The sequence below is a fragment of the Blastococcus sp. SYSU DS0510 genome, from assembly GCF_054050835.1.
In genome coordinates this window covers 80,595-106,601 of record NZ_JBJHAC010000015.1, presented here as the reverse complement: position 1 = coordinate 106,601, position 26,007 = coordinate 80,595, and the positions used below count along the sequence as shown (strand labels likewise).

28 protein-coding genes and 1 riboswitch are annotated in these 26,007 nt (G+C 75.0%); of the genes, 17 read left to right on the top strand and 11 right to left on the bottom strand.

Features of this window, described 5'->3' with window-relative positions; translation table 11 throughout:
- From ACI79P_RS13850 to ACI79P_RS13840, 3 genes are all read left to right on the top strand, one after another.
- Nucleotides 1–1,167, top strand: a complete 1,167-nt coding sequence (locus ACI79P_RS13850; RefSeq protein ID WP_456581637.1) for a DUF3048 domain-containing protein — start codon at nucleotides 1–3, stop codon at nucleotides 1,165–1,167.
- An 85-nt stretch (nucleotides 1,168–1,252) separates the two neighbouring features.
- Nucleotides 1,253–1,933, top strand: coding sequence for a helix-turn-helix domain-containing protein (locus ACI79P_RS13845; protein WP_456581636.1), 681 nt, complete (start codon nucleotides 1,253–1,255; stop codon nucleotides 1,931–1,933).
- Nucleotides 1,930–2,679: a hypothetical protein gene (locus ACI79P_RS13840; RefSeq protein WP_456581635.1), complete on the top strand. Its 750-nt coding sequence runs from the start codon at nucleotides 1,930–1,932 to the stop codon at nucleotides 2,677–2,679. Before ACI79P_RS13845 ends, ACI79P_RS13840 begins: the two co-directional genes overlap by 4 nt.
- A gap of 3 nt (nucleotides 2,680–2,682) precedes the next feature.
- Here the strand turns inward: ACI79P_RS13840 and ACI79P_RS13835 are convergent, their stop codons facing one another.
- Nucleotides 2,683–3,318 (bottom strand): hypothetical protein, encoded by a 636-nt coding sequence (locus tag ACI79P_RS13835; protein ID WP_456581634.1) that lies wholly within the window; start codon nucleotides 3,316–3,318, stop codon nucleotides 2,683–2,685.
- Between the two features lie 34 nt (nucleotides 3,319–3,352).
- Nucleotides 3,353–3,997 carry a dihydrofolate reductase family protein gene (locus ACI79P_RS13830; RefSeq protein WP_456581633.1) on the bottom strand — a complete coding sequence of 215 codons (645 nt, stop codon included), beginning with the start codon at nucleotides 3,995–3,997 and terminating at the stop codon, nucleotides 3,353–3,355.
- Nucleotides 3,998–4,149: 152 nt separating this feature from the next.
- On the opposite strand from ACI79P_RS13830, the gene ACI79P_RS13825 reads away from it, so the two are divergent.
- Both ACI79P_RS13825 and ACI79P_RS13820 read left to right on the top strand, forming a co-directional pair.
- A complete protein-coding gene (locus tag ACI79P_RS13825; RefSeq protein ID WP_456581632.1) occupies nucleotides 4,150–5,805 on the top strand; it encodes an FAD-dependent oxidoreductase in 1,656 nt (551 codons plus the stop codon).
- A gap of 152 nt (nucleotides 5,806–5,957) precedes the next feature.
- On the top strand, nucleotides 5,958–6,131 hold the full coding sequence (locus ACI79P_RS13820) for a hypothetical protein (RefSeq protein WP_456581631.1): 174 nt from the start codon (nucleotides 5,958–5,960) through the stop codon (nucleotides 6,129–6,131).
- A gap of 45 nt (nucleotides 6,132–6,176) precedes the next feature.
- On the opposite strand, the gene ACI79P_RS13815 is transcribed toward ACI79P_RS13820, so the two are convergent.
- The gene (locus ACI79P_RS13815) at nucleotides 6,177–6,953 is read right to left on the bottom strand and encodes a transglycosylase domain-containing protein (protein ID WP_456581630.1); all 777 of its coding nucleotides are present in this window, start codon (nucleotides 6,951–6,953) and stop codon (nucleotides 6,177–6,179) included.
- A gap of 732 nt (nucleotides 6,954–7,685) precedes the next feature.
- Here ACI79P_RS13815 and ACI79P_RS13810 point away from each other — a divergent pair.
- Together ACI79P_RS13810 and ACI79P_RS13805 are read left to right on the top strand one after the other, a co-directional pair.
- Nucleotides 7,686–8,744: a PKD domain-containing protein gene (locus ACI79P_RS13810; RefSeq protein WP_456581629.1), complete on the top strand. Its 1,059-nt coding sequence runs from the start codon at nucleotides 7,686–7,688 to the stop codon at nucleotides 8,742–8,744.
- Nucleotides 8,745–8,820: 76 nt separating this feature from the next.
- Nucleotides 8,821–9,480: a class E sortase gene (locus ACI79P_RS13805; protein WP_456581628.1), complete on the top strand. Its 660-nt coding sequence runs from the start codon at nucleotides 8,821–8,823 to the stop codon at nucleotides 9,478–9,480.
- A gap of 100 nt (nucleotides 9,481–9,580) precedes the next feature.
- Here the strand turns inward: ACI79P_RS13805 and ACI79P_RS13800 are convergent, their stop codons facing one another.
- Entirely contained in the window at nucleotides 9,581–10,645 is a 1,065-nt protein-coding gene (locus ACI79P_RS13800) for a DUF5925 domain-containing protein (protein WP_456581627.1), read from the bottom strand.
- Nucleotides 10,646–10,686: 41 nt separating this feature from the next.
- Nucleotides 10,687–11,436, bottom strand: a complete 750-nt coding sequence (locus tag ACI79P_RS13795) for a hemerythrin domain-containing protein (protein ID WP_456581626.1) — start codon at nucleotides 11,434–11,436, stop codon at nucleotides 10,687–10,689.
- Between the two features lie 340 nt (nucleotides 11,437–11,776).
- Here ACI79P_RS13795 and ACI79P_RS13790 point away from each other — a divergent pair, with 340 nt between their 5' ends.
- A complete protein-coding gene (locus ACI79P_RS13790; protein ID WP_456581625.1) occupies nucleotides 11,777–12,238 on the top strand; it encodes an NUDIX domain-containing protein in 462 nt (153 codons plus the stop codon).
- Between the two features lie 231 nt (nucleotides 12,239–12,469).
- Nucleotides 12,470–13,573 (top strand): ScyD/ScyE family protein, encoded by a 1,104-nt coding sequence (locus tag ACI79P_RS13785; RefSeq protein ID WP_456581624.1) that lies wholly within the window; start codon nucleotides 12,470–12,472, stop codon nucleotides 13,571–13,573.
- Between the two features lie 76 nt (nucleotides 13,574–13,649).
- On the opposite strand, the gene ACI79P_RS13780 is transcribed toward ACI79P_RS13785, so the two are convergent.
- A complete protein-coding gene (locus ACI79P_RS13780) occupies nucleotides 13,650–14,549 on the bottom strand; it encodes an SMP-30/gluconolactonase/LRE family protein (RefSeq protein ID WP_456581623.1) in 900 nt (299 codons plus the stop codon).
- 110 nt (nucleotides 14,550–14,659) lie between these two features.
- Between ACI79P_RS13780 and ACI79P_RS13775 the strand changes: the two genes are divergently transcribed.
- Both ACI79P_RS13775 and ACI79P_RS13770 read left to right on the top strand, forming a co-directional pair.
- On the top strand, nucleotides 14,660–15,598 hold the full coding sequence (locus ACI79P_RS13775; RefSeq protein WP_456581622.1) for a Rieske 2Fe-2S domain-containing protein: 939 nt from the start codon (nucleotides 14,660–14,662) through the stop codon (nucleotides 15,596–15,598).
- Complete coding sequence (locus ACI79P_RS13770) at nucleotides 15,595–16,077, top strand: hemerythrin domain-containing protein (RefSeq protein ID WP_456581621.1); 483 nt, start codon at nucleotides 15,595–15,597, stop codon at nucleotides 16,075–16,077. The genes ACI79P_RS13775 and ACI79P_RS13770 overlap by 4 nt, the downstream gene beginning before the upstream one ends.
- 60 nt (nucleotides 16,078–16,137) lie before the next feature.
- On the opposite strand, the gene ACI79P_RS13765 is transcribed toward ACI79P_RS13770, so the two are convergent.
- Nucleotides 16,138–16,662 (bottom strand): C40 family peptidase, encoded by a 525-nt coding sequence (locus tag ACI79P_RS13765; protein ID WP_456581620.1) that lies wholly within the window; start codon nucleotides 16,660–16,662, stop codon nucleotides 16,138–16,140.
- A 15-nt stretch (nucleotides 16,663–16,677) separates the two neighbouring features.
- A riboswitch (cyclic di-AMP (ydaO/yuaA leader) is annotated at nucleotides 16,678–16,835 on the bottom strand.
- A 287-nt stretch (nucleotides 16,836–17,122) separates the two neighbouring features.
- Nucleotides 17,123–17,776 carry a helix-turn-helix domain-containing protein gene (locus ACI79P_RS13760; RefSeq protein ID WP_456581619.1) on the bottom strand — a complete coding sequence of 218 codons (654 nt, stop codon included), beginning with the start codon at nucleotides 17,774–17,776 and terminating at the stop codon, nucleotides 17,123–17,125.
- A 381-nt stretch (nucleotides 17,777–18,157) separates the two neighbouring features.
- Between ACI79P_RS13760 and ACI79P_RS13755 the strand changes: the two genes are divergently transcribed.
- The 6 genes from ACI79P_RS13755 (at nucleotide 18,158) to ACI79P_RS13730 (ending at nucleotide 23,772) form a co-directional block, all read left to right on the top strand.
- On the top strand, nucleotides 18,158–21,325 hold the full coding sequence (locus ACI79P_RS13755; RefSeq protein WP_456581618.1) for a carboxyl transferase domain-containing protein: 3,168 nt from the start codon (nucleotides 18,158–18,160) through the stop codon (nucleotides 21,323–21,325).
- Between the two features lie 95 nt (nucleotides 21,326–21,420).
- Nucleotides 21,421–21,582, top strand: coding sequence for a hypothetical protein (locus ACI79P_RS13750; protein WP_456581617.1), 162 nt, complete (start codon nucleotides 21,421–21,423; stop codon nucleotides 21,580–21,582).
- Between the two features lie 104 nt (nucleotides 21,583–21,686).
- Nucleotides 21,687–22,319 carry a hypothetical protein gene (locus ACI79P_RS13745; RefSeq protein ID WP_456581616.1) on the top strand — a complete coding sequence of 211 codons (633 nt, stop codon included), beginning with the start codon at nucleotides 21,687–21,689 and terminating at the stop codon, nucleotides 22,317–22,319.
- A 62-nt stretch (nucleotides 22,320–22,381) separates the two neighbouring features.
- Entirely contained in the window at nucleotides 22,382–22,528 is a 147-nt protein-coding gene (locus tag ACI79P_RS13740) for a hypothetical protein (RefSeq protein WP_456581615.1), read from the top strand.
- A gap of 35 nt (nucleotides 22,529–22,563) precedes the next feature.
- Nucleotides 22,564–22,794, top strand: a complete 231-nt coding sequence (locus tag ACI79P_RS13735; RefSeq protein ID WP_456581614.1) for a hypothetical protein — start codon at nucleotides 22,564–22,566, stop codon at nucleotides 22,792–22,794.
- A gap of 21 nt (nucleotides 22,795–22,815) precedes the next feature.
- Entirely contained in the window at nucleotides 22,816–23,772 is a 957-nt protein-coding gene (locus ACI79P_RS13730) for a D-2-hydroxyacid dehydrogenase family protein (protein ID WP_456581613.1), read from the top strand.
- Between the two features lie 19 nt (nucleotides 23,773–23,791).
- Here the strand turns inward: ACI79P_RS13730 and ACI79P_RS13725 are convergent, their stop codons facing one another.
- The 3 genes from ACI79P_RS13725 to ACI79P_RS13715 are packed head-to-tail and all read right to left on the bottom strand — an operon-like array spanning nucleotide 23,792 to nucleotide 25,928.
- Nucleotides 23,792–24,214, bottom strand: a complete 423-nt coding sequence (locus ACI79P_RS13725; RefSeq protein ID WP_456581612.1) for a TIGR02611 family protein — start codon at nucleotides 24,212–24,214, stop codon at nucleotides 23,792–23,794.
- Nucleotides 24,211–24,993, bottom strand: a complete 783-nt coding sequence (locus ACI79P_RS13720) for a hypothetical protein (protein WP_456581611.1) — start codon at nucleotides 24,991–24,993, stop codon at nucleotides 24,211–24,213. Before ACI79P_RS13720 ends, ACI79P_RS13725 begins: the two co-directional genes overlap by 4 nt.
- A complete protein-coding gene (locus ACI79P_RS13715; RefSeq protein ID WP_456581610.1) occupies nucleotides 24,990–25,928 on the bottom strand; it encodes an ABC transporter ATP-binding protein in 939 nt (312 codons plus the stop codon). The genes ACI79P_RS13720 and ACI79P_RS13715 overlap by 4 nt, the downstream gene beginning before the upstream one ends.
- Nucleotides 25,929–26,007 lie beyond the last annotated feature (79 nt).

The window sequence follows — 26,007 nt, the reverse complement described above, 5'->3', positions numbered from 1 at the left end:
GTGCCCAGGTCGACCGCATCACGGCCCCGCCCCCGGTCGACGACCGCCCGCGGGTCCACCAAGCGCTCCACGAAGGGCTCCGGAAGGCGACCGAGGGCGGCCACGCGGAGGACGGCGAAGAAGCGTCCGCGCTCCGGGCGCGCGGGCCGGCTGGTCCTGCTGGCGGTGCTGCTGGTCGCCGGTGTCGTCGTGTGGCCCGCGGTCAAGCCGCACGTGTCAGCCCTGCCGTTCCTCGACTCGGTGCTCGCCGGCACGTCGCCGTCCGGGCCCGCCTGGCCGCTGACCGGCGTGCCGACCGACACGGTCCCCGACCGGCCGGCGCTCGCCGTGAAGATCGAGAACTCCGCCGCCGCCCGCCCGCAGACCGGGCTGAACGCCGCGGACATGGTGTGGGAGCAGGTCGTCGAGGGCGGCATCACCCGGTTCGTCGCCGTCTACCACTCCACCCTGCCGCCGGAGATCGGCCCGGTGCGGTCGATCCGGCCGATGGACGCCGCGATCGCCGCACCGCTCGGCGGGCTGCTCGCCTTCTCCGGCGGCGTGCCGGCCTACGTCAGCGCCGCTCAGGACGCCGGGCTGCAGGTGGTCACGCAGAACTCCGGCGCCGACGGCTTCTTCCGGACGACGACCCGCTCGGCGCCGCACAACGTCCACGCCGTGCCGCAGACCCTCCTCGACCAGGCCGACGCCACGCACCCCGCCTCGCCGGGCGCCCAGTTCGAGCACGCGAAAACGGGTGAGCAGCCCACCGCCGTCGCGGCGGGGCAGCCGACGACCACGCTGGACCTCGCGCTGTCGGGGATAAGCAGTCCCCGGTGGACCTGGAGCGCCGCCGTCGGTCGCTGGCTGCGCGCCGAGGGGAGCGCTCCGGCGGTCGAGGCGGGCGGCGCGCGGATCGGTGCCACCAACGTCGTCGTCCTGCGCGTCGACGTCGTGCAGACGGAGGCCCGCGATCCGGCCGACAACCCCGTTCCGGAGACGATCCTGACCGGCAGCGGGCCGGCCCTCGTCGCCTCCGGCGGGCACACGGTCGAGGCGACCTGGTCGAAGCCGGCCGTCGGTGACCGGGTGGAGCTGACCGGCGCGGACGGCGACCCCGTGACCTTGGCGCCCGGGACCACCTGGGTCGAGTTGGTCCCGAACTCCGGCGACGTGGCCACGAGTTGAGCGGCGCGCCGTGGACGGCGCCGACGCCCCCTGTTGGCACAATAGGGGCCGTCACCTACCTGTTTGTGCCAACGAGGGGATCGGCATGCTGACCGTCGACCAGGCCGCCGAGCGTCTCGGTGTCGAGCCCAAGCAGGTCCGCCGGCTCATCCAGGCCGGAAAGCTCGCGGCACACCGGGTCGGCCGGACGCTCGTGCTCGACGAGGACGCCGTGGAGGGTCGCGCCCGCCTGCCCATCACGGCCGGACGCGCCCTCGCTCCGCGAACCGCATGGGCTGCGCTGTGGCAGCTCTCCGGTGAGGACGTCGACTGGCTCCCGCCGGCCGACCGCTCCCGGCTGCTCGCCCGGCTCCGGAGCTACGACGCCGAGCGGCTGGTCGCCGCCGCCCGGGACCGCGCCGAGCGACACGAGCTCCGGGTCCTGCCCGCCTACCGGGAGCGGCTGCTCGCAACCGACGGCGTCGTCCCCTCCGGCCTGACGGCAGCGGCAGCTGTCGGCGCCGACATCGTCGCCGCCGACGCCGCGGCCGAGGTCTACTGCGCCGAGAGCGCGCTCGCCGGGCTGCGCCGCGAGCTCGGCCTCTCCGAGCGCGGAGAGCCCAACCTGGTCGTGCGCGTGCCCCGCTACGAGGGGCTGGGCCTGACCGGCCGCGCGCACATGCCGGCCGCGGTCGTCGCCGTCGACCTCGCCGAGTCGCCCGACGTGCGCACCCGGCGGGCCGGCCTGGACCTGCTCACCGCCGAACTGGGCGACCTCACCCGGTGACCGCCGCCGGCCCACCGGTGCCGCGGGTCGAGCTGCCGCCGCTGGCCGGTCCGCTGGACACGCTGTGGGAGCTCGTCCTCGACCTCGCCGAGCAGCTGCCGCCGGCCGGCTGGGCGCTCGTCGGCGGGCAGATGGTGATGCTGCACGGGCTGATCGCCGGGCGGGCAGCCACGCGGGCCAGCCAGGACGTCGACGTCCTCGCCGACCTGCTCACCGACGACGCGGGACTCGTGCGCTGCGTCCGCGCCGTCCGGGAACTCGACCTCGAACCGCAGCCGGACGCCGCGGGCAAGGTCTACCGCTTCGTCCGGGCCCGCGATCAGGCCCGGGCCGACGTCCTGGCGCCGGACCACACCCCGCCGCGGCGGCGGCTGCGCACCGTGGGTGGCGACACGATCCGCATCGAGGGCGGCACCCAGGCCCTCCGGCGGGCGGTGCCGGTGGAGGTGACCAAGGCGGACCGGACGGCGCTCGTCCCGGTGCCGGACCTGCTCGGGGCCCTGGTGCTCAAGGCCGCCGCCTGGGCCACCGATGCCCGCGACCGGGAACGGCACAGCGGGGACGCCGCCTTCATGGCCGGGCTGATTCCCGATCCGCTCGCCGAGCGCGAGCGGTTCGCCGGCAGCGACCGCACCCGGCTGCGGCGGCTCGACGAGGTGCTCGGCAACCCGGACGCCGCCGAGTGGCGCCGGCTCGGGAACGCCGCCGACGACGGCTACGCCACCTGGCGGCTGCTGCTGGATTGAGGTTCAGGCGTCGACGTCCTCGTGCGTGTTCACCCCGGGGATCCGCCGCACCGACCCCCAGCCGAACCGCGCCCACGCCACCAGCAGCGCGGCTCCGACCAGCGACCCGAGGCTGTCGCGCACCAGGTCGCCGTTCGTGTCGTCGTTGTCCACCGACAGGTCCGTGCCCAGCCACGCGTCCGAGCGCCACTCGTAGACCTCCCACAGCGCACCGAGCGAGATGCCGAGCGCCGCGGTGACGACGGCGATCCCCACGTAGTGCGGCAGGTGGGTCTCGTCGCGCGGGTCCGGCACCACCTCGGCCCGGGCCAGCGCGATGTAGACGACCGGCGCGGTGAGCATCGGCAGCGTGAAGTGCACCAGGTCGTCGAACCGCACCCACTGGTCGTACAGGCCCAGCACCTCGCCGAACCCCTGCAGCGCCATCGCCAGGGTGAACGACAGGTCGTAGAGCCGGGGCAGGTTCACCAGCCGCGCGACGACGGTGATGCCGCCGAAGAAGAACAGCAGCCCGGCCGCACCCCAGTCACCGGCGACCGCGTACGCGACGGCCCCGCCCAGGATCACCAGCCGCAGGAGGTCGATGCCGTCCCGGATCACCGGCGTCCAGTCGCCCAGCAGCAGGGTGCGCGTGTCCACCCGCATGGGCTACCACGCGCGGACCCGCAGCGCGTCACCTCCGCCAGAAGAGGTGGTGGGTCACGCCGCTCGGGCTCGGGACGACGTCGCGGTGGAAGCGGTCGAGCAGCTCGTCGGGCGACTCCCACAGCCGCGACCCGGCGCCGAGCTCCACCGGCGCCACCACCACGTGCAGGGTGTCGACCAGGTCGGCGTCCAGGAACTGCCGGACGACGCCGGCCCCGCCACCGAGCCGGACGTCCAGGCCGCCTGCCGCGGCGCGCGCCTTCTCCAGCACCTCGGCCGGCTCGCCGCCGACGAAGTGGAACGTGGTGTCCGACAGCGTGAACGACGGCCGCGGGTGGTGGGTCATCACGAACACGGGCGTGTGGAACGGCGGCTCGGGGCCCCACCAGCCCTGCCACTCGTGGTCCTGCCACGGCCCGCGCTGGGGGCCGAACTTGTTGCGGCCCATGATCTCGGCGCCGACCCCGTGCGCGAAGTCGCGGACGAAGTAGTCGTCGAGGCCGCGGCTGCCGCCGGGCTCGGCGCGGTGCGGGAAGCTCGCCGTCGCCACGGCCCAGGCCATGAGGTCCATGGGATCGGCGTGGCCGAATGGCCGCTCCAGGCTCTGGCCCTCACCTGCCCCGAACCCGTCGCTGGAGACGGTGAAGTTCTGCACTCTCAGCAGCTGCGCCACGTCGCTCCTCCTCGGTCGTCGATGCGGTGTAGACCGTGGCGCGGAGTCGAACTCATCTCCTCGGGCCGGACCCGCGCACCGGACCCTGGTACGCCGGGCGGCGCACGCCTACCGTCACGGCAGCGGGGGCCGTCCGACGCATCGGAGCTCCCATGTCCGTCCCGCTGATCGTCGCGGTCGACGACGAACCCGCCCGGCTCTCCGCCGTCCAGCGGGAACTGCGCACCCGGTACGAGGCCGACTACCGGATCTGCTGCCTGCCCAGCCCGGGCGAGGCGCTCGCCACCCTGGAGCAGCTCGCCGCCGACGGCGAGGACGTCGCCCTGGTGCTCGCGGCCGACGACCTCGCGGGCACGCCCGGCGCGGCGTTCCTGGGCGAGGTCCCGCGCCTCTTCCGGCACGCCCAGCGCGCCCTCCTCATCGACTGGGCGCAGCTCGGCCTGCCCGACGTCGGCGACGCCCTCTTCGAGGCGATCTCCGGCGGCTGCATCGACCACTACGTGGTGCGGCCCGCGCCGCCGCCCGACGAGCAGTTCCACCAGGCGATCTCGACCTTCCTGCTCGCCTGGGCCGAGGAGCGGCGCCGCGTCCCGCACACCATCGCGGTGGTGGGCGAGAGCTGGTCGGGCCGGTCCTACGAGCTGCGCGAGGTGCTCGGGCGGTGCGCCATGCCCCACCGGTTCTGCCTGGCCGAATCCGACGAGGGCCGCGCCATCCTCGCCGACGTCGGCCAGCGGCGGTTCCCGCTCGTGGTCATGCCGAACGGCGCGGTCATGGAGGACCCCAGCGACGCCGACATCGCCAGGTCCTCCGGGCAGACCATCGACCCGTCGGGGGAGCGCTTCGACCTCGTCGTCGTCGGCTGCGGGCCGGCCGGGCTCTCCGCCGCCGTCTACGGGGCCTCCGAGGGCCTGCGGACGGTCGTCATCGACTCGGGCAGCCTCGGGGGGCAGGCCACGTCGAGCTCGTCGATCCGCAACTACCTGGGCTTCCCGCGCGGCGTCACCGGCGCCGACCTCGCCCGCCGCGCCTCGCAGCAGGCGTGGGTGTTCGGCGCGCGCTTCGCCTTCATGCAGCGGGTCACCGAGCTGTCGCCCCAGGACGACGGCATCGTCCTCAACCTGCACACCGGCGGGGTGGTCGTGGCCCGGGCCGTCGTCCTGGCCACCGGTGCGAGCTACCGCCGCCTCGGTGTCGAGTCGCTCGAGGCGCTGCACGGCGCCGGCGTCTTCTACGGCGCCGCCGCCTCCGAGGCGCCGCTCGTCGCGGGCAGGGAGATCTTCATCGTCGGGGGCGCCAACTCCGCCGGGCAGGCCGCGATCCACCTCGCCGGCTACGCCGACCGCGTCACCCTCGTCGTCCGGGCGGCCGCGCTCGAAGCGGGCATGTCCCACTACCTCGTGCACCAGGTCCAGGAGACGCCGAACATCCAGGTCCGCACCGGCACGGAGGTCGTCGACGGCGGCGGTGACGGATGGCTGGACCACCTCGTCCTGCGCGACCGGGCGAGCGGCGCGGAGGAGAAGGTGCCCGCGTACGCGCTCTTCCTCATGATCGGCGCCCAGCCGCACACCGAGTGGCTCCCGGCGAGCCTCGAGCGCGACCCCGCGGGCTTCGTCGTCACCGGGTCCGAGCTGAGCAACGCCGGGACCGACGCGCTCGGCCGCCGCCCCCTGCCGCTGGAGACCTGCATCCCGGGCGTGCTCGCGGCCGGCGACGTCCGGCACGGGTCGGTCAAGCGGGTGGCCTCGGCCGTCGGCGAGGGCGGGATCGCGATCCAGTACGTGCACCGCCTGCTCGCCGTGTAAGGGCCGGGCACGCGGTCAGGCGGACGCGCTGCCGAGCCGCGACACCCCGATCGCCCCACTGGTCACAGCCGACCTGCACCTTCGGCGAAGGTCCCGGAAACCGTCGGATCCCGCTCGTAGGCTGGGCGAAACCCTCCACGGAAGGACATGGTGTGGGCAAGCACCTGCTCGACGAGACGGCCGAGTTCACGATGCCTCAGCTGGGGCGGCACGCCGCTCCGGACACGGCCGAGCTCGAGGTCACCCAGCGGTTCGACGCCGGCCTGCAGCGGCCGCGCCCCGTCGTCCCCAACGCCCAGCAGGGCAAGGACGCCGGCAACCGCTGACCCCGACGCCGGGGCCCACCCGCGGGTGGGCCCCGGCGCGTGATCTCAGGCGGTGCCCTCCGCGGCGATCAGGTCGGTGACCTCCTGCGGGGGAGTGGAGCAGTCGTCCGCCGACGGTTCCTGGTCCGAGGCCAGCCCCGTGACGCCGGCGTCCTCGACCGGGGTGAAGCCCAGCCGGTCCAGGTGCGCCGGCACCCGGTTCTGGGCGTTGATCACGTGCGAGCGGGACAGCCAGCCCATGCCGTCGGCCACCTCGAAGTCCATGCCGCCGCCGGGGGCCCGCTGGACGTGCCCCGGCGAGGGCAGCAGCCCGACCAGCTGCACGGCCTCCGCGGCGGAGAGCTCCGCGGGCGGGGAGTCGAAGTAGTACCAGCCGGCCGCGCAGACGCCGTAGACCGTCGGCCCGAACTGCGCGTAGTTGACGTAGAGCTCGAGCATCCGGCGGTCGTCGACGAACGCCGCCAGCTCGGCCGACAGCGCCGCCTCCAGCCCCTTGCGCCAGGCGCTGAGCTCCTGGTTGAGGAAGAGGTTCTTCGCCACCTGCTGCGGGATCGTCGACCCCGACGGGTCCTCCGCGCCGGCCAGGTGCGCCGTCGCCCGCTCCCACAGCGCGTCCCACGCGAAGGCGCCGTCGCGGTAGGGGAGCTGCGCGTCCTCGTGCGCGATCACCGCGGCGAGGAAGTTCCGCGACACGTGCTCGACGGGCACCGACTGCTGGATCGCGCCCTCGGGGTTGGCCGCCATGAACGCCGTCGTCGGCGGGTCCACCCAGCGCAGCGACAGCACCACCAGGGCCTGGACGACGGCGAGCACCGCCAGCACGCGGACGACGCGACCGACCAGCCCGCGACGGCGACGTGGTCCCCGCAGCCGACGACGGCGACCGCGCTCCGGAGCCGGGGCCGGCGGGGGTGGCGGCGGGAACGGCCCCCTCGGCCGCGGCGGCGGATAGGCGCCGCCGGGCGGGGCCGAGGGGTACGGCCCCGGAGGTGCCGCACCGCGCCAGTCGCGGGGCGGCGGCGGGCCACCGGCCGGCGGCGGCCCGGAGTACCAGTCGTTGCCCGCGGGGGGAGGGCGGTCGAACCGCGGCCGGGGCGGCGGCTCCACCTGCGGCAGCGGCTCGGTGGGGCGACGGCGGAGCCAGCGGGTCGAGCGGGGATCCGGCGGGACGGAGGCCACGAGGCGGTGCTCCTGAGGTCGGCGTCGAGAGTCGATGGTACGGCGGCCGGGCGGGGAAACCGCCGTCACCGGACCTGGCCCACCCCGTTGCCCGCCTACTCCCCGCCGCGGGCGCAGTGACTGAACCTCGGAGTTGCGAACACGTTCAGTAGCGGGATCCGAGCGCGTCTGTCCCCATACGGGTGATTAACGGTGCTCCCGGCGCCGGGTTCGACTACCCAATGTCAACAATCTCGGGGCTCGGGGGGGCAGCGGCTCTCCACGTGGTCACGGCAACCGACGTCGGAGGCAAGGAGCGGGAGCGCTCCTCATCTGGCCGGTCAGAGGCGTGACCGCCCGCACGGCGTCACGGGGGGGCCTGCGGGAGCTCCGCTCATGACAGATGCGAGGCCAACCTTGAAGCGCACTACCGCAACGCTGCTCACGGGAGCCCTAGCCGCCAGCAGCGCACTCGCCCTCTCGGTCGCCGTTCCGGGTACCGCCGGAGCCTCCGGCTGCGGCACGACCACGGTGACCGATCAGAACCTGCAGGGCTGGGACCTGACTACCGGGACGTGGTCGACCGGCGGGTACGAGTTCACGGCCTCGGGGCTCGATGTGTTCGTCACCGAGCAGTCCAGCCAGGGCAAGTCGGCCGGCTACCGGGCCACCGGCGGTGCGGTGCCGCTCGAGGACTACACGGCCCAGTCGAACTACGTGATCGAGACCGACCTCGGCACCGACGGATTCCCGCAGGGCTTCTCTTATCAGCTTTCAGTCGACAAGAACGGCGACGGATCGTTCGACCACTACCTGGTCTACGAGCCCGACTCCTACGGCGCGGGCGTGTGGCACACCGACGCCACTGGATCCGAGCTCGGCCACGAGTTCACCGGTGACCTGGACCGCTATGTCGACCTGAACCCCGCGGCTGCGGTCCTCGCCTTCGGGTACTCGTACGGGCCCGATGCTCCGGTCGGTGAGGTCACCGTCGCCTCGCTCAGCTTCGGCTGCAACGTCTTCGCCTTTGTCCAGGACAACCTGAACCCGGTCGTGGACTTCACCTGGGATGACGCCGGCGACAGCGACTGGCAGACGATTCGGCTCACCGGCACGGCGTCGGACCCGGACGGTGATGAGCTCATTGCCTTCGGCTGGGACTATGGCAACGAGTCGGGTGGCGGCGGCGACGTCCCGGCTGCGCTGAGCCGGGTTGTCCGATACGAGGCACCGGGCAACTACACGGTCACGCTGTGGGTCCGCGACTCGCGCGGCGGCGAGACCACGGTGACCAAGACGGTGACGATCGAGCGTCCGCAGGACACCCCAGGTGGGGCGCTGCCGAACACCGGGGCCGACGTGCTCGGCCTGGCCGCGCTCGGGGCAACAGTGCTCACCGCCGGTGCCGCGGGTGCAGTCGCCACCCGTCGTCGCCGGTCAGGCTCGGCGGCCTGATCCCTGTTCCGCCGGCTCCGCCCCGCCGCTCGCGTCGGGCGGAGTCGGTGGCGGGATCTCCGCAGGACCGCAGCTCATGACCCGCGCGTTTCGCACTCTGTCCTACCTGGCGGTCGCCACCGGGCTCGCCATCCTGCTCGTCGTTGCTTATCAGGTGTGGGGCACCGACGTGCTAGCCGACCGCGAGCAAGAGCGCATCGGCGACGGCCTGCGCGACGACTGGGCCACGCCCATCCCACCGCTGCCGCAGGCTGAGTTCGGCGACGCCTTCGCCTTCCTGCACATCCCCGCCTTCGGCCCGGACTGGAAGCCGCGCGCTGTCATCGAGGGCACCGACCCACAGGTGCTCGCCGACGGCCCAGGCCACTTCGTGAACTCGGCGATGCCCGGGGAGGTCGGCAACTTCGCCATGGCCGGCCACCGGGTCGGCGAGGGCAGCCCGTTCCTCGAGCTGGATGAACTCGACCCCGGCGACGCCGTCGTCGTGGAGACGGTCGACCACTGGTACGTCTACCGCATTGACAGCACCGTCATCGTCGACCCGGGGCAGACGAACGTGGTCGCGCCTACCCCGGGTGGGCCGTTGGACGGGCCGGCGACCGCGGCCTGGCTGACCATGACGACCTGCCACCCGGAGTTCTCCGACCGCGAGCGACTCGTCGTGCACGCCCTGCTCGACGCCGCAGTCAGCAAGAGCGACGCCCCCCAAGGCCCCGACGCGCTGTACGAGGTCTGACGCGCGGCGGCCGCTCAGCGCCGAACCCCCGTCCGCCAACCGGCCTGCACAGCATGAGGAGTGCCCGCTCGCCGCGGCCGTGGGTGGCGCGAACGCCGGTTCAGAGGTAGCCGCCCGGCTCCTCCCGGTGCCCCGGGTCGCGCACCCGGTCCTCCCGCACGGCGTAGAGCTCTGCCAGCGTCATCGGCCCCTCCGGCGCGGTGCCCCGGCTGCCCAGCCAGCGCCGCGCCTCGGCGGCCGAGAGCGCCTCGAACTCGACCTGGGCCAGGCACCGGCCCGGCCGGGTGATCGCCGGGTGCAGCCGCCCGACGTCCTCGTTCGTGGTGAGCAGCACCAGCACCCGCAGCCCGTGGCCGAGGATGCCATCGCAGAGGTTGAGCAGGCGGCCCAGCGAGGCCCCGGCCCGGAGCTTCGCGTCCGCGCGCAGGTACTCGTCGCAGTCCTCGGCGATCACCAGGCGCCATTTCTGGTCGTCCCGGTCATCGCTCGCCCCGGCGACGTCGAGCAGGTACTGGGGGCTGTCGAACAGCCGCTCCGGGTCCATGACGTAGTGGGTCTGGCACCACCCCGACCACGCCCGGCCGAGCGCGCGGGCCGCCGTCGTCTTCCCGGTGCCCGGGGCGCCGTGCCAGAGCACCAGCCGGCCGGCCCGGGTCGCGGGCGACGGCAACGCCATCAGCTCGCCGAGCGCACCCGCCGTCCGGGCCGCGTAGTTGGCCGTCACCTCCGGCCACGCGGGCGCCTCGACCCGTCTCGTCGTCATCGAGCCCTCGCCGTCCCGCTCCGACCAGAAGCGCACGCGGACCGAGCCCTCGGGCAGGGTGGCCGCGCGCCGGGCCCCGGTCGCGAGGTGGTCCACCGCCGCCTCGACCTCGCCCCGGTCGCGGCCGACGACGTCGATCGAGGTGACCTGCCCGCCGCCCTCGACCCGGGCGAGCACCCCACCCCACGCGGCGACGACCGTGCGCTGGTCGCCCAGGCGCTGGTCGAGCCGGACCTCCGCGCCCTCGGGCAGCAGGGCCAGCGGATCGGCGACGCTGCCGGCGACCTCCGCGTCGCGGGCGATCCGCATGCCCTCCCACTGGGCGCGCACGAGCAGGCCGGTGCCCACCTCGCTGAGGTAGCTCAGCCAGAAGTGGGCGTCCAGCCCGTCCCCGTTCCCCATGCCCGTCAACGTACGGCCGGGGACCGACGATCCGGGCCGGGTCAGAGCGCGGGCGGCGCGCCCCGCAGGCGGACGACGGCGGCGCGGAAGTCGCGGCGGCCGGCCGCGCGCCAGGCGGTGCGGACGGCGGGGGAGAGGCCGGCCAGCACGCGGGCGCGGTCGATCGCCGAGGCGTCCTCGAGCAGCAGGCCCAGCACCAGCATCTGCTCGCGGCCCGAGAGGCTCGTGCCCGCCGCGCGGCACACCGCCGTCCACTCGCCGGCCGGCAGGTGCTCTGCCAGCAGCGGCAGCAGCTCGGCCTCCTCCGCCGCGGTCGACCCCGCCACGGCGTCGGCGACCCGCAGGCAGGCGCGCACGAAGGCGTCCCGCGCGGGCGGGGCGCCGGTCACGGTCCACTGCCGCGCCACCGTGGTCAGGTCGCGCAGCCGGTTGTCCAGCAGCGACGTGCGGCCGGTCCACGCGACGACGTGCCGCCGGGCGCGCTCCTCCGCTGCGGAGGGCAGGGAGCGGAACAGCGCGGGCCACAGCCGCTCCCGCTCGACGGCGTGGTGCTGGAGGAGCACCCGCGCGACGAGGTCGGCGTGCCGGGTGAGCTCGGCGACGCGGGCGGCGTCGTCGGTGGTCACCCACGACGCGAGATCGGCCAGCAGCCGGAGCTCGCGGAGCACGGCCCGGTGCAGCACGCGCTGGTAGGCGGTGGCCGCGGTCCCCGGCGTCGCGGGCGGGGCCGGCGGGGTCAGGGCCGGCGGCGCGACGGTCGGGGCGGGGCGGGGGAGGACCGCGGTGGTCATGGCACCTCGTCTGGTCGGGCGGAGCAGTGGGGTCGACGCTAGGGAGGGGGGCGTCCCGGGCGACAGGGATCGGTGTCCCGGGATGCTCGGGACGTGCACCCGGAACCGCGAGGCGCCGAAGCCGGTGACGCAGGCCCGGGCGCCGGTGACCGGGAGGTCGGGCGCGGCGACCCGGTCATCGCCGAGGATGGCCCCGGGCACTTGTGGGCCGCTGAAAGCCGACTAGTCCCTCCCGCACCGGGGCCGACCCCTGTCCCGACAGCCCCCGCACGGGAACTGGCTCGTGGACCCGGCGGGGAGAGGGGGCGGGATGCCCCGCGGTCTCTGCCAGGCTGTCCGCGTGCCGCCCGTCCGCAGCTCCGGGATCCTGCTCCACCGCCGCGGCGGCGGCGGCGTCGAGGTGCTGCTCGGTCACATGGGCGGGCCGTTCTGGGCGCGCAAGGACGACGGCGCCTGGTCGATCCCCAAGGGGGAGCACGACCCGGACGAGGACGGCGAGGCCGCCGCGCGCCGGGAGTTCGCCGAGGAGCTGGGCTTCCCGGTGCCCGCGGCGGCGCTGCACCCGCTCGGCGAGTTGAAGGGCCGCAAGCTGCTCGCCGTCTGGACCGGTGAGGGCGACCTCGACGTCGACGCCGTCGTGAGCAACACGTTCCCGCTGGAGTGGCCGCCGCGCTCGGGCCGCGTGCAGGAGTTCCCGGAGGTCGACCGGGCCGCCTGGTTCGACCTCGCCACGGCCCGGGCGCGGATCGTGAAGGCCCAGCTGCCGTTCCTCGACCGGCTCGAGGCCCACCTGGCCGGCTGACCGGTGGACCGTGCACGGCGGATCACCCCGCCGGACAGTGCCGCACCCCTTCCTGACCTGGCCCTTTGGACCACCGGGCACCGAAATGCTCACCGCGCCTGCCTGTGGCGACCGCGGTGGGTGACGGCGCGCACGGACGTGATCTGAGCGAGATCGACGACCGGCCCGCGGCGCACAGCCCCCTGGCAGGTTCCCCCGCGTTCCACGGGGGAGTCGATCGAGGGAGAGAAGATGCGGTACATCAAGGCGGCGGCGGGTGCAGCCGCGGCCATGGCGCTGGTCGTCGTGTCACCGACGGCGGCCGGTGCCGACGACGGCAAGGGGCACGCCCCGGGTGGCGACGTCACCACCGTCGTCGGAGGGCTCGACGGACCACGGCAGCTCAGCGAGTACAAGGGTCGCCGGCTGATCGTCGCCGAGTCCGACACGGGGGAGGTGACCTGGATCGACCCGCGCGGAGGACGGTCCCAGACCATCCTGTCCGGCCTGGGCAACGCCCAGGGCGTGGACTACGTGCGCGGCCTCATCTACGTCGCCATCGGCGAGTTCGCCGGTCCGCCGGAGGCCGGTGAGGGCCTGCCCAGCCAGCAGCTGGTGGAGGCCACGCCGGGTGGGGAGATCCTGCGGACCTGGGACCTCCTGCAGTACGAGCTGGACAACAACCCGGACGGCCAGCAGCAGTTCGTCGGCGAGGAGCCGTTCGAGACGCTGTCCAACCCGTTCTCGGTGCTGGCCCAGCCCCACCGCATCCTCGTCTCCGACGCGGGCGCGAACGCCGTCCTCTCCATCGACCGGAAGTCCGGCGAGATCAGCACCTTCTTCGTCCCGCCGGTGGTCACCGACGTCGACGGGTGCGCGGAGGCGTTCAACAACCCGGGCACCGTCGGGTGCGACCCGGTGCCCACGGAGATCACCGAGGGGCCGGACGGGAAGATCTACGTCGGCACGCTGGGGGCCGAGGTGCCCGGGGCGGCGCGGGTCTACGTGCTCGACCAGCACGGCAACCAGGTCGACGTGATCGAGGGCCTGACCAGCGTCACCGGGGTGGCCGTGGACCACAAGGGCACGGTCTACGTGTCCAACGTGCTCGAGGGCGCGCCGATGGGCGAGGGTCCGCCGCCGGCGGACCTCGACCCGTCGACGGTCGGCGAGCTCACCCGGATCGAGCGGGACGGCGACCGCGCCACCGCGCAGGTCACCATGCCGACCGGCCTGGAGATCGAGGGCGGGCACCTGTACGCCTCGGCGTGGAGCATCGCGGGTTTCCTCGGCATCCCGTCGGCCGGTGAGATCCAGCGGGTCGGCCAGGGCGCCTTCACGGCGGCGACCCCCTGATCCGTCGGTAGGACCGCGAGGGCGGTCGGGGTGCCCGCGGGCTCCCCGGCCGCCCTTTCCGCCTGCCGGGGTGGGATCAGGGGAAGCCGGCGTGCCGGACGGTGACCTCCGTCGACACCAGCACCGCCTCCCGCGCCGGTGCGCGGGTGTGCTCGTAGAAGTCGGGGGCGCAGCACAGCAGCAGCGTCCGGCCGTCCTCGCCACCGAGCGCGCAGGCGTAGGTGCCCAGGCCGTCCGGGGCGGCGACCTCGTCGACCACCTGCCCGCCCGGCGCGACCCGCAGCACCCGCGAGCCGAAGCCGTCGGCCACCCAGACGTGCCCCTCGGCGTCCAGCGTGCAGCCGTCCGGTCCCACGACGACCTGGCCCATCAGCTCCTCGACCGAGCCGCCCACCGGCTCCGGGCCGAACTCGGCCCACGTGCGCCGCGGGCCCAGCGAGCCGTCGGCGGCGACGTCGAAGGCCGAGAAGCGGTTGCCCCAGGTCTCGCCGACGATCAGCGTCCCGCCGTCGGGGGTGATGACCGAGCCGTTCGGGAAGCGCAACCCCTCCGCGACGACGGTCACCGTGCCGTCGGGGTCGACCCGCTTGAGCGACGCCGCCGCCGGCGCGCCGCCGCCCATCAGGTCGAAGCCGAAGTCGCCGACGTACGCCCGGCCGGCGCCGTCGACCACCATGTCGTTGAGGTAGCCGCCGCAGACCCCCGAGAGGTCCGCGTGCGTGGACACCTGGCCGTCGGCGACCCGCAGCAGCCGCTGGTCCTTCATCGAGACCACGAGCAGCGAGCCGTCGGGCAGCCAGCCCAGCCCCGAGGGCTGGTTCTCCACTTCGAGGACGACGGTCTCCGGGCTCCCCGGCGTCACCCGGCTCACCGTGTGCCGGTAGAAGTCCGACGCCCACCACTGCCCGTCGTGCCACCGCGGACCCTCGAAGAAGGAGCCGCCCTCCAGCACCGTCCGGAACGCTCGATCAGCCATGCCGCCGGACGCTACGACCATCCGGGCGGGCGCACGAGCCCGCCACCTCCCGTTTTCCGCCGCGGCGGGCTGGGCACGGGTCCGGGCATGGCCACGGAAGACGCGCACCGGTGAGCGTCCGGAACCTCCTCGAGCGGGCGGTGAGCCGGGTCGAGCGGATGGAGGTGCTGGACGCGCCGAGCTACCAGGTCGAGCACGGGATCTCGCTGACCTTCCTGCTGGCCGGCCGCTACGCCCGCCCGCTGCAGGACCTGCTGCACGGCGTCTGGTTCGGCCATCCGCTGCACCCGTTCCTGGTCACCGTGCCGATCGGCGCCTGGGGTGCCGCCGCGCTGCTCGACGGGCTCGACGCCACCGGCCGCGGCGGCCCGGGCACCGGCCAGGCGGCGCGCACGGTGGTCGGGTTCGGGATCGCCGGCGCGGTGGGCGCCGCCGCGACCGGCATGACCGACTGGCAGCACGCCCACGACGAGGCGCGCCGCGTCGGGCTGGTGCACGCCGCACTCAACAGCACCGCGCTCGCGCTGCAGACGTGGTCGTTCGTGGACCGGGGGCGTGGGCGCGCGGTGCGGGCCCGGGTCACTGCCGCCGCGGGCTACGCGATCGTCCTGGCCAGCGGCTACCTGGGCGGTGCGCTCTCCTACCGTCACCGGCTGGGTGTCGACCACTCCGCGGCCGGCCGGTCGCCCCGCAGGTTCACGCCGGTGGCCCGGCTCGCCGACCTCCCCGACGGCGAGCCGTTCGACGTCGACGCCGACGGGGTGCCGGTCGTGCTGATCCGCACCGAGGACGAGGTGCGCGCGCTGGGCGGGCGCTGCCCGCACCTGGGCGGCCCGATGGGGGAGGGGTGGCTGCACCGGGAGGAGCTGGTGTGCCCGTGGCACGGGTCGCGGTTCGACCTCGACACCGGGGAGCCGGCGCAGGGGCCGTCCACGGCGCCGCTGCCCTGCTACGACACCCGCGTCCGCGACGGCGCGGTGGAGGTGCGGCGGCGGGCCCGTTGGCGCACCCCGACGGCCGTGACCACGGTGGAGGAGGCGTCCCGGTGAAGGCCGACGAGGTCCTGATCGCGCACCACGACGTGCTGCGCGGGCTGCTGCGCGAGCTGGCGGAGACGACCGAGACGCAGGCCGCCCGCCGGGAGGAGCTCCGGGACGAGTTCCTGCGCGAGATCGAGATCCACGCCCAGATCGAGGACGAGCTCTTCTACCCCGCCGTCCCCGACGTCTCCCCGTTGCTGGCCCTCGCGCACGCCGAGCACCGGCAGATCGACGACCAGGTCGCCACCGTCATGCGCATGGACGTCACCGACCCGCAGTTCACCACCGAGGTGCGCATGCTGGAGAAGACGGTGCGCCACCACACGATGGAGGAGGAGGAGCGGATGTTCCCCCAGTCGCACGCGCTGGGGGAGGAGCGCCTCGAGGAGCTCGGTGAGCAGCTGCGCGCGCGGAAGCAGGAGCTGGCCGAGTCCGGTGGGATGCGGCTGATCATCCGGCTGAAGCGCGCGACCCTGCGCCACGTGTAGCCGCGCGGCGGGTTCCCGGTCGTGCGCGGACGACCGGGGACCCGCCGTCGCAGGCGCTACTCAGACGATGCGGCGCGCGGTGTTGTAGCCCCACATGCTGTCGACGGGCACGACCGCGACCGGGTTGCCGAAGGTCGAGGAGTGCACCATCAGGCCGTCGCCGATGTACATGCCGACGTGGCCGACCGGGTCGTAGAAGAAGATCAGGTCGCCGGGCTGCAGGGAGGCCCGGTCCACGTAGTAGCCGGCGGTCGACTGGGCGCGGGAGGTCCGCGGGATCTCGATGCCCGCCGCCTGGTAGGCCGACCAGGTGAGGCCGGAGCAGTCGTAGCCGCCCGGGCCGGTGCCGCCCCAGATGTAGGGCTTCCCCTGCTGCGCCAGCGCGGTGTCGACGGCAACCTGCGCGGCGTGGTTGGGGGCGACGGCGGTGGTGGTGACGACGGTGCCGGTGCCGGTGCCGCCGCCGCCGTCACCGGTGGAGGCGGTGGCGGTGAACGGGGTGAGGGCGATCCCCGCACCGGTGAGGAGCGCGAGCGTCGCTCCGCGGAGCGAGCGACGGGTGGTGGTCGTACGAGTGGTCGTCATGGACGACGGTTTCTCCTGTTCTCCGACAACCGCCTACCGGGTGAGCTGACGGGTTCGGGCGGGGAACGCGCCCGGCGCCCCGGACAGGCCGGTGGCGCTTCACCCCACTACTGCGGTGGGTCCCCGGTCCGGGCTCCGGCGTGCGCCGGAGCCCGGTTCGGCGGTGTCCGTCCGGGTGTCACCGGGGGTGGTGACGGGGGAGCCCGGCCGGACCGGCGACGACGCTAGGTCGGTCACGGAAAGGTCACAAAACGGCCACACGCCACGCGCCGGGGTCGCGAAGCGGAGCTCGCGCGGGGGCCTCGGGACCGCGACTCGCGGGCCGACCACGGGAGATCCGTCGGCCCCGGGCGGGCCGCCTCTGCTCCTCGTGACGGGGCGTGTTCGGCCCTGTACTTCTCCGGATGGCGGCGCTCCTGCACTCTGCGTGCTCGTCCACTCCGATCTCGTAGTCGCTTCCTCAGCCGACGTCGCAGCCGCACGGGCAGTCCTCGACGTGCACCGGCCGGCCGCTCCTGTCGTCGAGCTCGTCGCATGCCGGTGGGCACGCGCACGACCAGCCGTCGTCGAGGTGCCGGAAGGCTCCCGACTCGAATCGCCGCCGAAGCTCCTCCTGCCGCCGTCGGGCGGCGGCCGCCCGACGGGCGGCGGCGCGCTCCTCCGGGGAGTCGCCGGGCCGGGGGACGAGGTGGTCGTCCGGGCGGTCGCGCTCGCGGTCGGCGGAGTCCACCCAGGGGCTTCGACGGTCGAAGGTGTACGTCGGTCGTGGTCGCCGGGGCTGGTGCTCCCACCGCGAGGCGCGCTCCTCGCTCAGCATCGTGTCGAGATGGGCGGGGAACCGTCGGCCGACCCTGTCGCGGACCGTGCCCGCCGCCATGCCGGCGACCGGTCGTCCCGCGGCGTCGAGCAGGCCGAGCCGGAGGCCGGCGAGCCGCGCGGCGGCCGCCAGCATCCCGGCGTCCATGCCACGGTCGCCGGACTCCACGGCCGCCACGGTCGATTTGGAGACGCCCAACCGCGCCGCCAGTTCGCGCTGGGACAGGTCCGCCCGGCGGCGGATCCGCCGCACCAGACCGCACAGGTCGAACTCCGCCGGCCCACCGTCGTCTGTCACCGGCCGAGCCTCTCCACCGGAGCGGTGGGGCACGACCCCTGGTGACCATCTGTGGACAGTCGCCCTCTGCCCACACCGGCGGGGCAGAGGGCGACTGTGCCCCGGTGGTGTCGGTCGGGCGCTCACTCTCTGCCCACTCCGGCGGGGCAGAGGGCGACCGTGCCCCGGACATCTCGGTGGCGCGCTCACTCTCTGCCCACTCCGGCGGGGCAGAAGGCGACTGTGCCGGGGAGGTGTCGGTCGGGTGCTCACGCTCTGCCCACTCCGGCGGGGCAGAGGGCGACTGTCTCCGGAGAACCTGTGGCGGGCTGAGCAGCGGAGCTGCCCGGCCGCGGTGACCGGGGCCACGGCGCCGTCCGGGGCGCGTGCGAGCATCCCCGGGTGGCCCGCCTGCTCATCGCCAACCGCGGCGAGATCGCCGTCCGCATCGCCCGCGCCGCCGCCGCCGAGGCGCTGACCTCGGTGGCCGTCACCGCCGCCGACGAGCCCGACGCCCCCCACCTGGCCGCCGCCGACGAGACGCACGTCCTCCCCGGCAGCGGGCCGGCCGCCTACCTCGACGCCGCGGCGATCGTGCAGGCCGCGCTCGCCACCGGCTGCGACCTCGTCCACCCCGGCTACGGCTTCCTCTCCGAGACCCCCGACCTGACCCGTGCGTGCGCGCAGGCCGGCCTCACCGTCGTCGGGCCGAGCGCCGAGGACCTGGCCGTACTGGGCGACAAGTCGCTCACCCGCGCACGGGCGGCGAAGGCCGGCGTGCCCGTCCTGCGCGCGGCCGACGGGGACGCGGCGGCGGTCGCTGACCTGCTCGACGAGGTCGGCGCGATCATGCTCAAGGCCCGGTTCGGCGGAGGGGGGCGGGCCACCCGGGTGGTGCGCCGGGGTGACGACGTCGCCGCAGCCGTGGCGGCGGTGCGGGGCGAGGCGCGGGTCGCGTTCGGCAACGGTGACCTGCTGGCCGAGGAGTTGTTCGAGCGCGCCCGCCACATCGAGGTGCAGCTGCTGGGAGACGGGCGGGGCGGCGTCGTCGCCCTCGGCGACCGGGACTGCTCCCTGCAGCGCAACCGGCAGAAGGTCGTCGAGATCGCCCCCGCGCCGCGCCTGCCCGACGCCGTCCGCGCGCGGCTGGCCACGGCGGCGCGCGGAATCGTCGGCGACGGCTTCCGCGGCCTGGCCACGGTGGAGTACCTCGTCTCCGCCGACGACCCCGACCGGTTCACCTTCCTCGAGTGCAACCCGCGGCTGCAGGTCGAGCACACCGTCACCGAGGAGACGCTGGGGCTGGACCTCGTGCGGCTGCAGCTGCGGGTCGCCGCCGGCGCGACCCTCGCGGACCTCCGCCTCGCCGACGGCGCGCCCCGGCCGCTCGGCACCGCGGTCCAGGCACGCGTCGTCGCGGAGACGGTCACCACCGACGGCGCCGTCCCCGCCGCCGGCACGATCACCGCCCTCGCGCTGCCCGGGGGCCCGGGGGTGCGCGTCGACACCGCCGCGCGACCCGGCGCCGAGCAGAGCCCCCGCTACGACCCGCTGCTGGCCAAGGTGGTCGTGCACGAGCGCACCGGCTCCCTCGCGGACGCCCTGCGCCACCTGAGCCGAGCGCTCGGCGAGGTGCGGGTCGACGGCGTGCCGACCAGCACCGCCTTCCTCCGTGCCCTGCTCGCGCACCCGGAGGTCGGCACCGCCACCACGACGTTCGTCGAGGACCACCTCGCCGAGTTCGTGGGGGGTGCGGCGCCCGCGCCGGAGGCCGGTGGAGGACTGCGCGCACCGGTCCCCGGCACGGTGGTCGCCGTGGCGGCGGGCCCCGGCGACGCGGTGGACCCCGGGGGAGCGGTCGTCGTCCTCGAGGCGATGAAGATGGAGCACGTCGTCGCGCTGCCGGCCGGCGGCACGGTGCGGCGCGTCGCCGTGCGGATGGGCGACACCGTCCGGCAGGGCCAGCTCCTCGCCGAGGTGGAGCACGCCGACGGGGACGCCGCGGCCGACGCCGCCGCGATCGACCTGGAGGCCGACCGCCCCGACCTCGCCGAGGTCCGCCGCCGCCACGAGCAGGGGCTCGACGAGCACCGCGCCGAGGCGGTCGCGAAGCGGCACGCGCAGGGCCGGCGCACGGCGCGGGAGAACCTCGCCGACCTCGTCGACGAGGGCAGCTTCCTGGAGTACGGGCCGCTGGTCTTCGCCGCCCAGGAGCGCCGCCGCAGCCGCGCGGAGCTCCAGGAGAAGACCCCGGCCGACGGCGTCGTCGGCGGGCTGGCCGACATCGGCGGGCACCCGGCCGTCGTCGTCTCCTACGACTACACCGTCCTCGCCGGCACCCAGGGCATGCGCGGCCACCTCAAGAAGGACCGGCTGTTCGAGCTCGCCGAGAAGCGGCGGCTGCCGGTCGTCCTCTTCGCCGAGGGCGGCGGCGGGCGGCCCGGCGACGTCGACCACCCGGTCGTCTCCGCGCTCGACACCGCCGCCTTCACCCTCTTCGGCCGGCTCTCGGGCCTCGTGCCCACCGTCGGCATCGCCAGCGGCCGCTGCTTCGCCGGCAACGCCGCGCTGCTGGGCACCTGCGACGTCGTCATCGCCACCGAGGACGCGAACATCGGCATGGGCGGCCCGGCGATGATCGAGGGCGGCGGCCTCGGCGTCGTCGCCCCCGAGGAGATCGGGCCGATCGACGTCCAGCACGCCAACGGGGTCGTCGACATCCGGGTCGCCGACGACGCGGCCGCCGTCGCCGCGGCCCGGCAGTACCTCTCCTACTTCCAGGGGCCGGTCGACGGCTGGACCGCACCCGACCAGCGGTTGCTGCGCCACCTGGTGCCGGAGAACCGCAAGCGCGTCTACGACGTGCGGGCGGTGCTGACCGCGCTCGCCGACGAGGGCAGCGTGCTCGAGCTCCGCGACGGCTGGGGCGCCGGCATGGTGACCGCCCTGGCCCGGGTCGAGGGCGCGCCGATCGGGGTCCTCGCCAACGTGCCCACCCATCTCGGCGGCGCCATCGACGCGGACGCCGCCGACAAGGCCGCCCGCTTCCTGCAGCTCTGCGACGCCCACGGCCTGCCGGTGCTCTCGCTCTGCGACACCCCGGGCTTCATGGTCGGCCCCGAGTCGGAGAGGACGGCGACGGTGCGCCACTTCGCCCGGCTGTTCGTCATCGGCGCCAACCTGTCGGTGCCGATGGGGACCGTCGTCCTCCGCAAGGCCTACGGCCTCGGCGCGCAGGCCATGGCCGGCGGCAGCACCAAGGTGCCGCGGTTCACCGTCGGCTGGCCCACCAGCGAGTTCGGCCCGATGGGGCTGGAGGGTGCGGTTCGGCTGGGCATGCGCCGGGAGCTCGCCGCCATCGAGGACGACGCCGAGCGGCAGGCCGCCTACGACGCCGCGGTCGCCGCGGCCTACGAGAACGGCCGCGGGCTCAACGTCGCCGCCCACTGGGAGATCGACGACGTCATCGACCCCGCCGACACCCGCCGCTGGATCGCTACCCTCACCCGCGAGGCGGCGGCCACACCGCGGCCGCAGGGCCGGGTGCGGCCGCACGTCGACACCTGGTGAGCCACCCGGTCGTGTGGTTGACCGGCGGCGCACCGGGGCACGGAGGACGGCGAGACGGCACCGGCGCACGCCGGTGCGACGACGAGGAGGCAGACATGGGAATGATGCGCAAGCTCATCGCGTCCGGGGTGGCGGCGAAGGTCTTCCAGGAGGCCAAGAAGCCGGAGAACCAGGCGAAGATCAAGAAGTTCATCTCGGACTTCCAGAACAAGAGCGGTGGCACCGGCAGCGGCAAGGGTCGCGGCTCCGTCCGCTGACCCCGCTCCGCACCGTGCGGAACCGCGGCGCGACCCCCGATCCCGACGCAGCCGCCTCGGGGCCGGGGGTCGCTCCCGTTCCGGGGTCCGGCCACGGGGCTCCCGTGAAGAGCCGTGAGCAGCGCTGGCAGGAACGGCTCGCCGTCCCGGTCCTGGTGGCGGCGCTCGCCTCGATCCCGGCCATGTTCCTCACCGTCGCCGAGGGCACCCTCGGCACCGCCGGGCACGTCGTCGACCTGGCCAGCGGGGCCGTCCTCGTCGCCGAGACGGTCATCCTCCTGGTCGTCGCCGAGGACAAGCGCGCCTGGATCCGCGGCCACCTCGGCCTGATCGCGCTCACCGTCGCCGTTGTGGTCGCCGTCGTCCTCGCCCTCGGCCCGGTGCAGATCCTGCGGCTCGTGCGCACCGTCGGCGCGCTGCGCATCCTGCGCGCCGGGCGCATCGTCAAGGCCGCCCGCAGCGTCGGCGACCGCATGGGGTTCACCGGGCGGCTCGCGCACGTCGCCGCCGCCGGGGCCGGGCTGCTGGTCGCCGTCTTCGTCGGGGTGGTCCTCGCCGACCCGACCTCCCGTTCGCGCGACCTGCTCACCGCGGTCCTCGGCGACGTCAGCACGCCGGTGATCGTCGTGCTCTCCGCGGTCGCCGGGGTGGTGCTCGGCGTGGCCACCTACCTGCTCGCCCGCGACCCCGGCGCGGGCGCCGACGCCGAGGACGAGGACGCGCCCGGCACCGCATGACGCCGCCGTGACAGCCGGGCCGCGGACGCATGGACCGCCGCGGAACGGGCACCCACAGCCGCATGGGAATCATGAGCAAGCTCGCGAAGGGCGGCATGGCCAAGAAGGCGATGGACGAGGCCCGCAAGCCGCAGAACCAGCGCAAGATCAAGGACGCGATCTCCAAGCTCTCGAACAAGAGGAAGGGCGGCGGCACCACGTCGCGCTGACCGGCGTCGGGAGCCTGTCGCGGAGAGGAGCAGCGATGAGCGAGGGATCGATGACCGGCCGCCCCTACGGCGGCGCGAACGACCCGTCCGCCGACGAGGGGCTGCCGGGCGAGACCCCGGAGCACGGCGAGGTCGGCGCGGCACCGGAGCAGTCGCCGCGGGCAGCCCAGGGCGGCACCATGTCCGACGACGTCACGCGCGTCCCCGCCGGCGGGGACGGCGAGAAGCCGGCCGGCATCTCCGATGCCACCGGGCCGCAGGGCTGAGCATCCGGTAGACCTTCGGACGTGCACCGCATCGCCGTCCTGGACGACTACCAGTCCGTCGCCGCGGAGTTCTGCGACTGGTCGCGGCTGCCCGGGCCGGCGGAGGTCGTCGAGTTCCACGACACCGCCGCCGGCCCGGAGGCGCTCGTCCAGCGGCTGCGCGGCTTCGACGTCGTCATCGCCATGCGGGAGCGGACGCGGTTCGACCGCGCCGTCCTCGAGCGGCTGCCCGACCTGCGGCTGCTGGTCACCACCGGCATGCGCAACAAGTCGATCGACGTCGCCGCGGCCGGTGAGCTCGGCGTCACCGTCTGCGGCACCGCGTCCTCGGCCACCTCGACCGTCGAGCTCACCTGGGCGCTGGTGCTGGCCACCCTGCGCCACCTGCCGCAGGAGGACGCCGCCATGCGCGCCGGCGGGTGGCAGACCACGATCGGCGGCGACCTGCACGGCGCCCGGCTCGGCGTCATCGGTCTCGGCCGCATCGGCGCGCAGGTGGCCCGCATCGGGCAGGCCTTCGGCATGGACGTCGTCGCGTGGAGCCAGAACCTCACCGACGAGCGGGCCGCCGAGGTGGGGGCGAGAAGGGTCGAGCGCGACGAGCTGTTCGCCACCGCCGACGTCGTCACCGTGCACCTGCTGCTGTCCAAGCGGACCCGCGGCCTGATCGGCGCCGACGACCTGGCGCTGATGAAGCACACCGCGGTGCTGGTCAACACCAGCCGCGGCCCGATCGTCGACGAGGCCGCCCTCGTCGACGTGCTGCGCCGCGGCGCCATCGCGGGCGCCGGCCTCGACGTGTACGACGCCGAGCCGCTGCCGCGGGACCACCCGCTGCGGGAGCTGCGCCGCGCGGTGCTCACCCCGCACCTGGGCTACGTCACCCGCGGCACCTACGAGGTGTTCTACGGCGAGGCGGTGGAGGACGTCGCGGCGTGGATGGCCGGCGCCCCGATCCGGGTCATCGAGCCCGCGTAGCCGGCGGCGCCGCGCACGGTCACCGCCCCCCGGGCAGCCACCCCGGGACGCCGACGACCGCGAGGCCGAGCAGGACCGCGGCCAGGGCCACCGCCGCCGTCCCCGCCGCGAGCAGCAGGCGCACCGCCGGACCCTGCGCGGTCGCCCAGCGGGTCCACCGCGCGACGTGCCGCCGGGCGACGGCGAGCAGCCGCTCGGCCCAGGTGAACTCCGACGCCAGCACGGCCAGCCCGGCCAGCACGGTGAGCCAGCCGGGCCCGGGCAGCGGGACGGTCACCAGGCCGACCAGGACGACCGCCGTCCCGACGACCGCCACGCCCGCCCGGTAGGCCCGGTCCAGCGGCCGCGACGCCGCCAGCCGCCGTCGCCATGCCCGGCGGGGAGCCCGCGCACCGGCGGCGGCCGGGCGTCGCAGGTCCAGGCCGACCCCCACGCCGGTCACCCGGCGTCCCGGCGCAGCAGCGACCACCCGCCGGCGGCCAGCGCGGCGGCCGCCCAGCCGGCGAGCAGCGCCGTGGCCTGCCCCGCGGTCATGTCCGGCTCGCCGAGCAGGGTCCAGACCGCACCGGAGCCCGGCAGCAGCTCACCGACGTCGGCCGCCCACGCACCGAAGGCGGGCAGCAGCGCCGGCAGCACGAGCTGCAGCAGGAACACCGCCGCCAGCGCGCCGGCCATGCTGCGCAGGAGGAAGCCGAGGCCGGCGGTCAGCACGCCGGCGGCGAGGAGCACGCCGGCGATCCTGCCGAGGCTGCCGGCCAGCTCACCCGAGACGAGCACCAGGTCCGGCGCCAGCAGCTTCGCGAGGAGGTCGGCGACGAGGGCGAGCAGCACCCCGGCCGCGGTGGCGGCGGCGACCGGTACGGCCACCCGCGCGGCGAGCAGCACGCCCCGGCGCGGGGTCCACTGCAGCGTCGGCGTGATCGCCCCGCTGCCGTACTCGGAGGTGACCGCGAGCAGCACCAGCAGCAGCAGGGCGAACTGCCCGACCAGCGTCCCGTACTCGCCGGCGACCGTCGCGACCGCCGTCGTCCCGGTGGCGCTCGCCGTCTCGGCCTCGTCCAGGGCGGAGAGGGTTCCGATGCCGACGATCGCCACCGCGGCCGCGAGCAGGCACCACCACGTCGTCCGCACGGTGCGCAGCCGCAACCACTCGGCGCCCGCGGCCCGGGCGAGGACGGTCGCGGTGCCCGGCTCCGCCACCCGCGCGGTCGCGGCGGTCATGCCCGCACCTGCCCGGCCGGCTCGGGGGTGCCCGCCACCCGGTACTGGACGCTGTCCCCGGTCAGGTCGAGGTAGATCTGCTCCAGGGAGTGCTGCTGCTGGCCCAGCCGGTGCACGGCCACGCCGGTCTCCAGTGCGACGTCCCCCACGGTCTCGGCGGAGGCGCCCTCGACGAGGAGGTCGCCGTCGCCGGTGGGGTGCACCCGGAGACCGCGGCGCAGCAGCGCGCCCGCGAGGTCGTCGGTCGCCGGCGTCCGCACGACCACCTTCCGGCCGGCGTGCTCCCCGCGCATGACCTCGTCGATCGGTGCGTCCGCGATCAACCGCCCGCGGCCGATGATGACCAGGTGGTCGGCGGTCTGCTCCATCTCGCTCATCAGGTGGCTGGAGAGCAGCACCGTGCGCCCCTCGTCGGCCAGGCCCCGCACGAGGCGGCGGATCCAGCGGACGCCGTCGAGGTCCAGGCCGTTCATCGGCTCGTCGAACAGCAGGACGGCGGGGTCGCCCAGCAGGGCGCTCGCGATGCCCAGGCGCTGCCGCATGCCGAGCGAGTAGCCCTTCACCCGCCGGCGGGCCGCGGGGCCGAGGCCGACCTGCTCGATCACCTCCTCCACCCGCCGCTCCGGCATGCCGTGGGTGCGGGCGGCGACCCGCAGGTGGTCGCGCCCGCTGCGCCCGGGGTGCACGGCCTGGGCGTCCAGCAGCGCGCCGGCCGCGCGCAGCGGCTCGGCCAGCGAGGTGAACGGCCGGCCCCCGACGAGCACGGAGCCCGACGTGGGGCGGTCCAGGCCGAGGATCATGCGCATCGTGGTGGACTTGCCCGCGCCGTTCGGCCCGAGGAAGCCGGTCACCGCACCGGGCCGGACGTCGAAGGTGAGGTCCTCGACGGCACGGACGGCGCCGTAGGTCTTGGTCAGCCCGCGCACGCTGATCATGGGAGCCGCCGGGGAAGGGGTGGAGTCATGGCACGAAGCGTCTCGGGCCACGGGGCCCGGGCGGATCACCCCGCAGCGC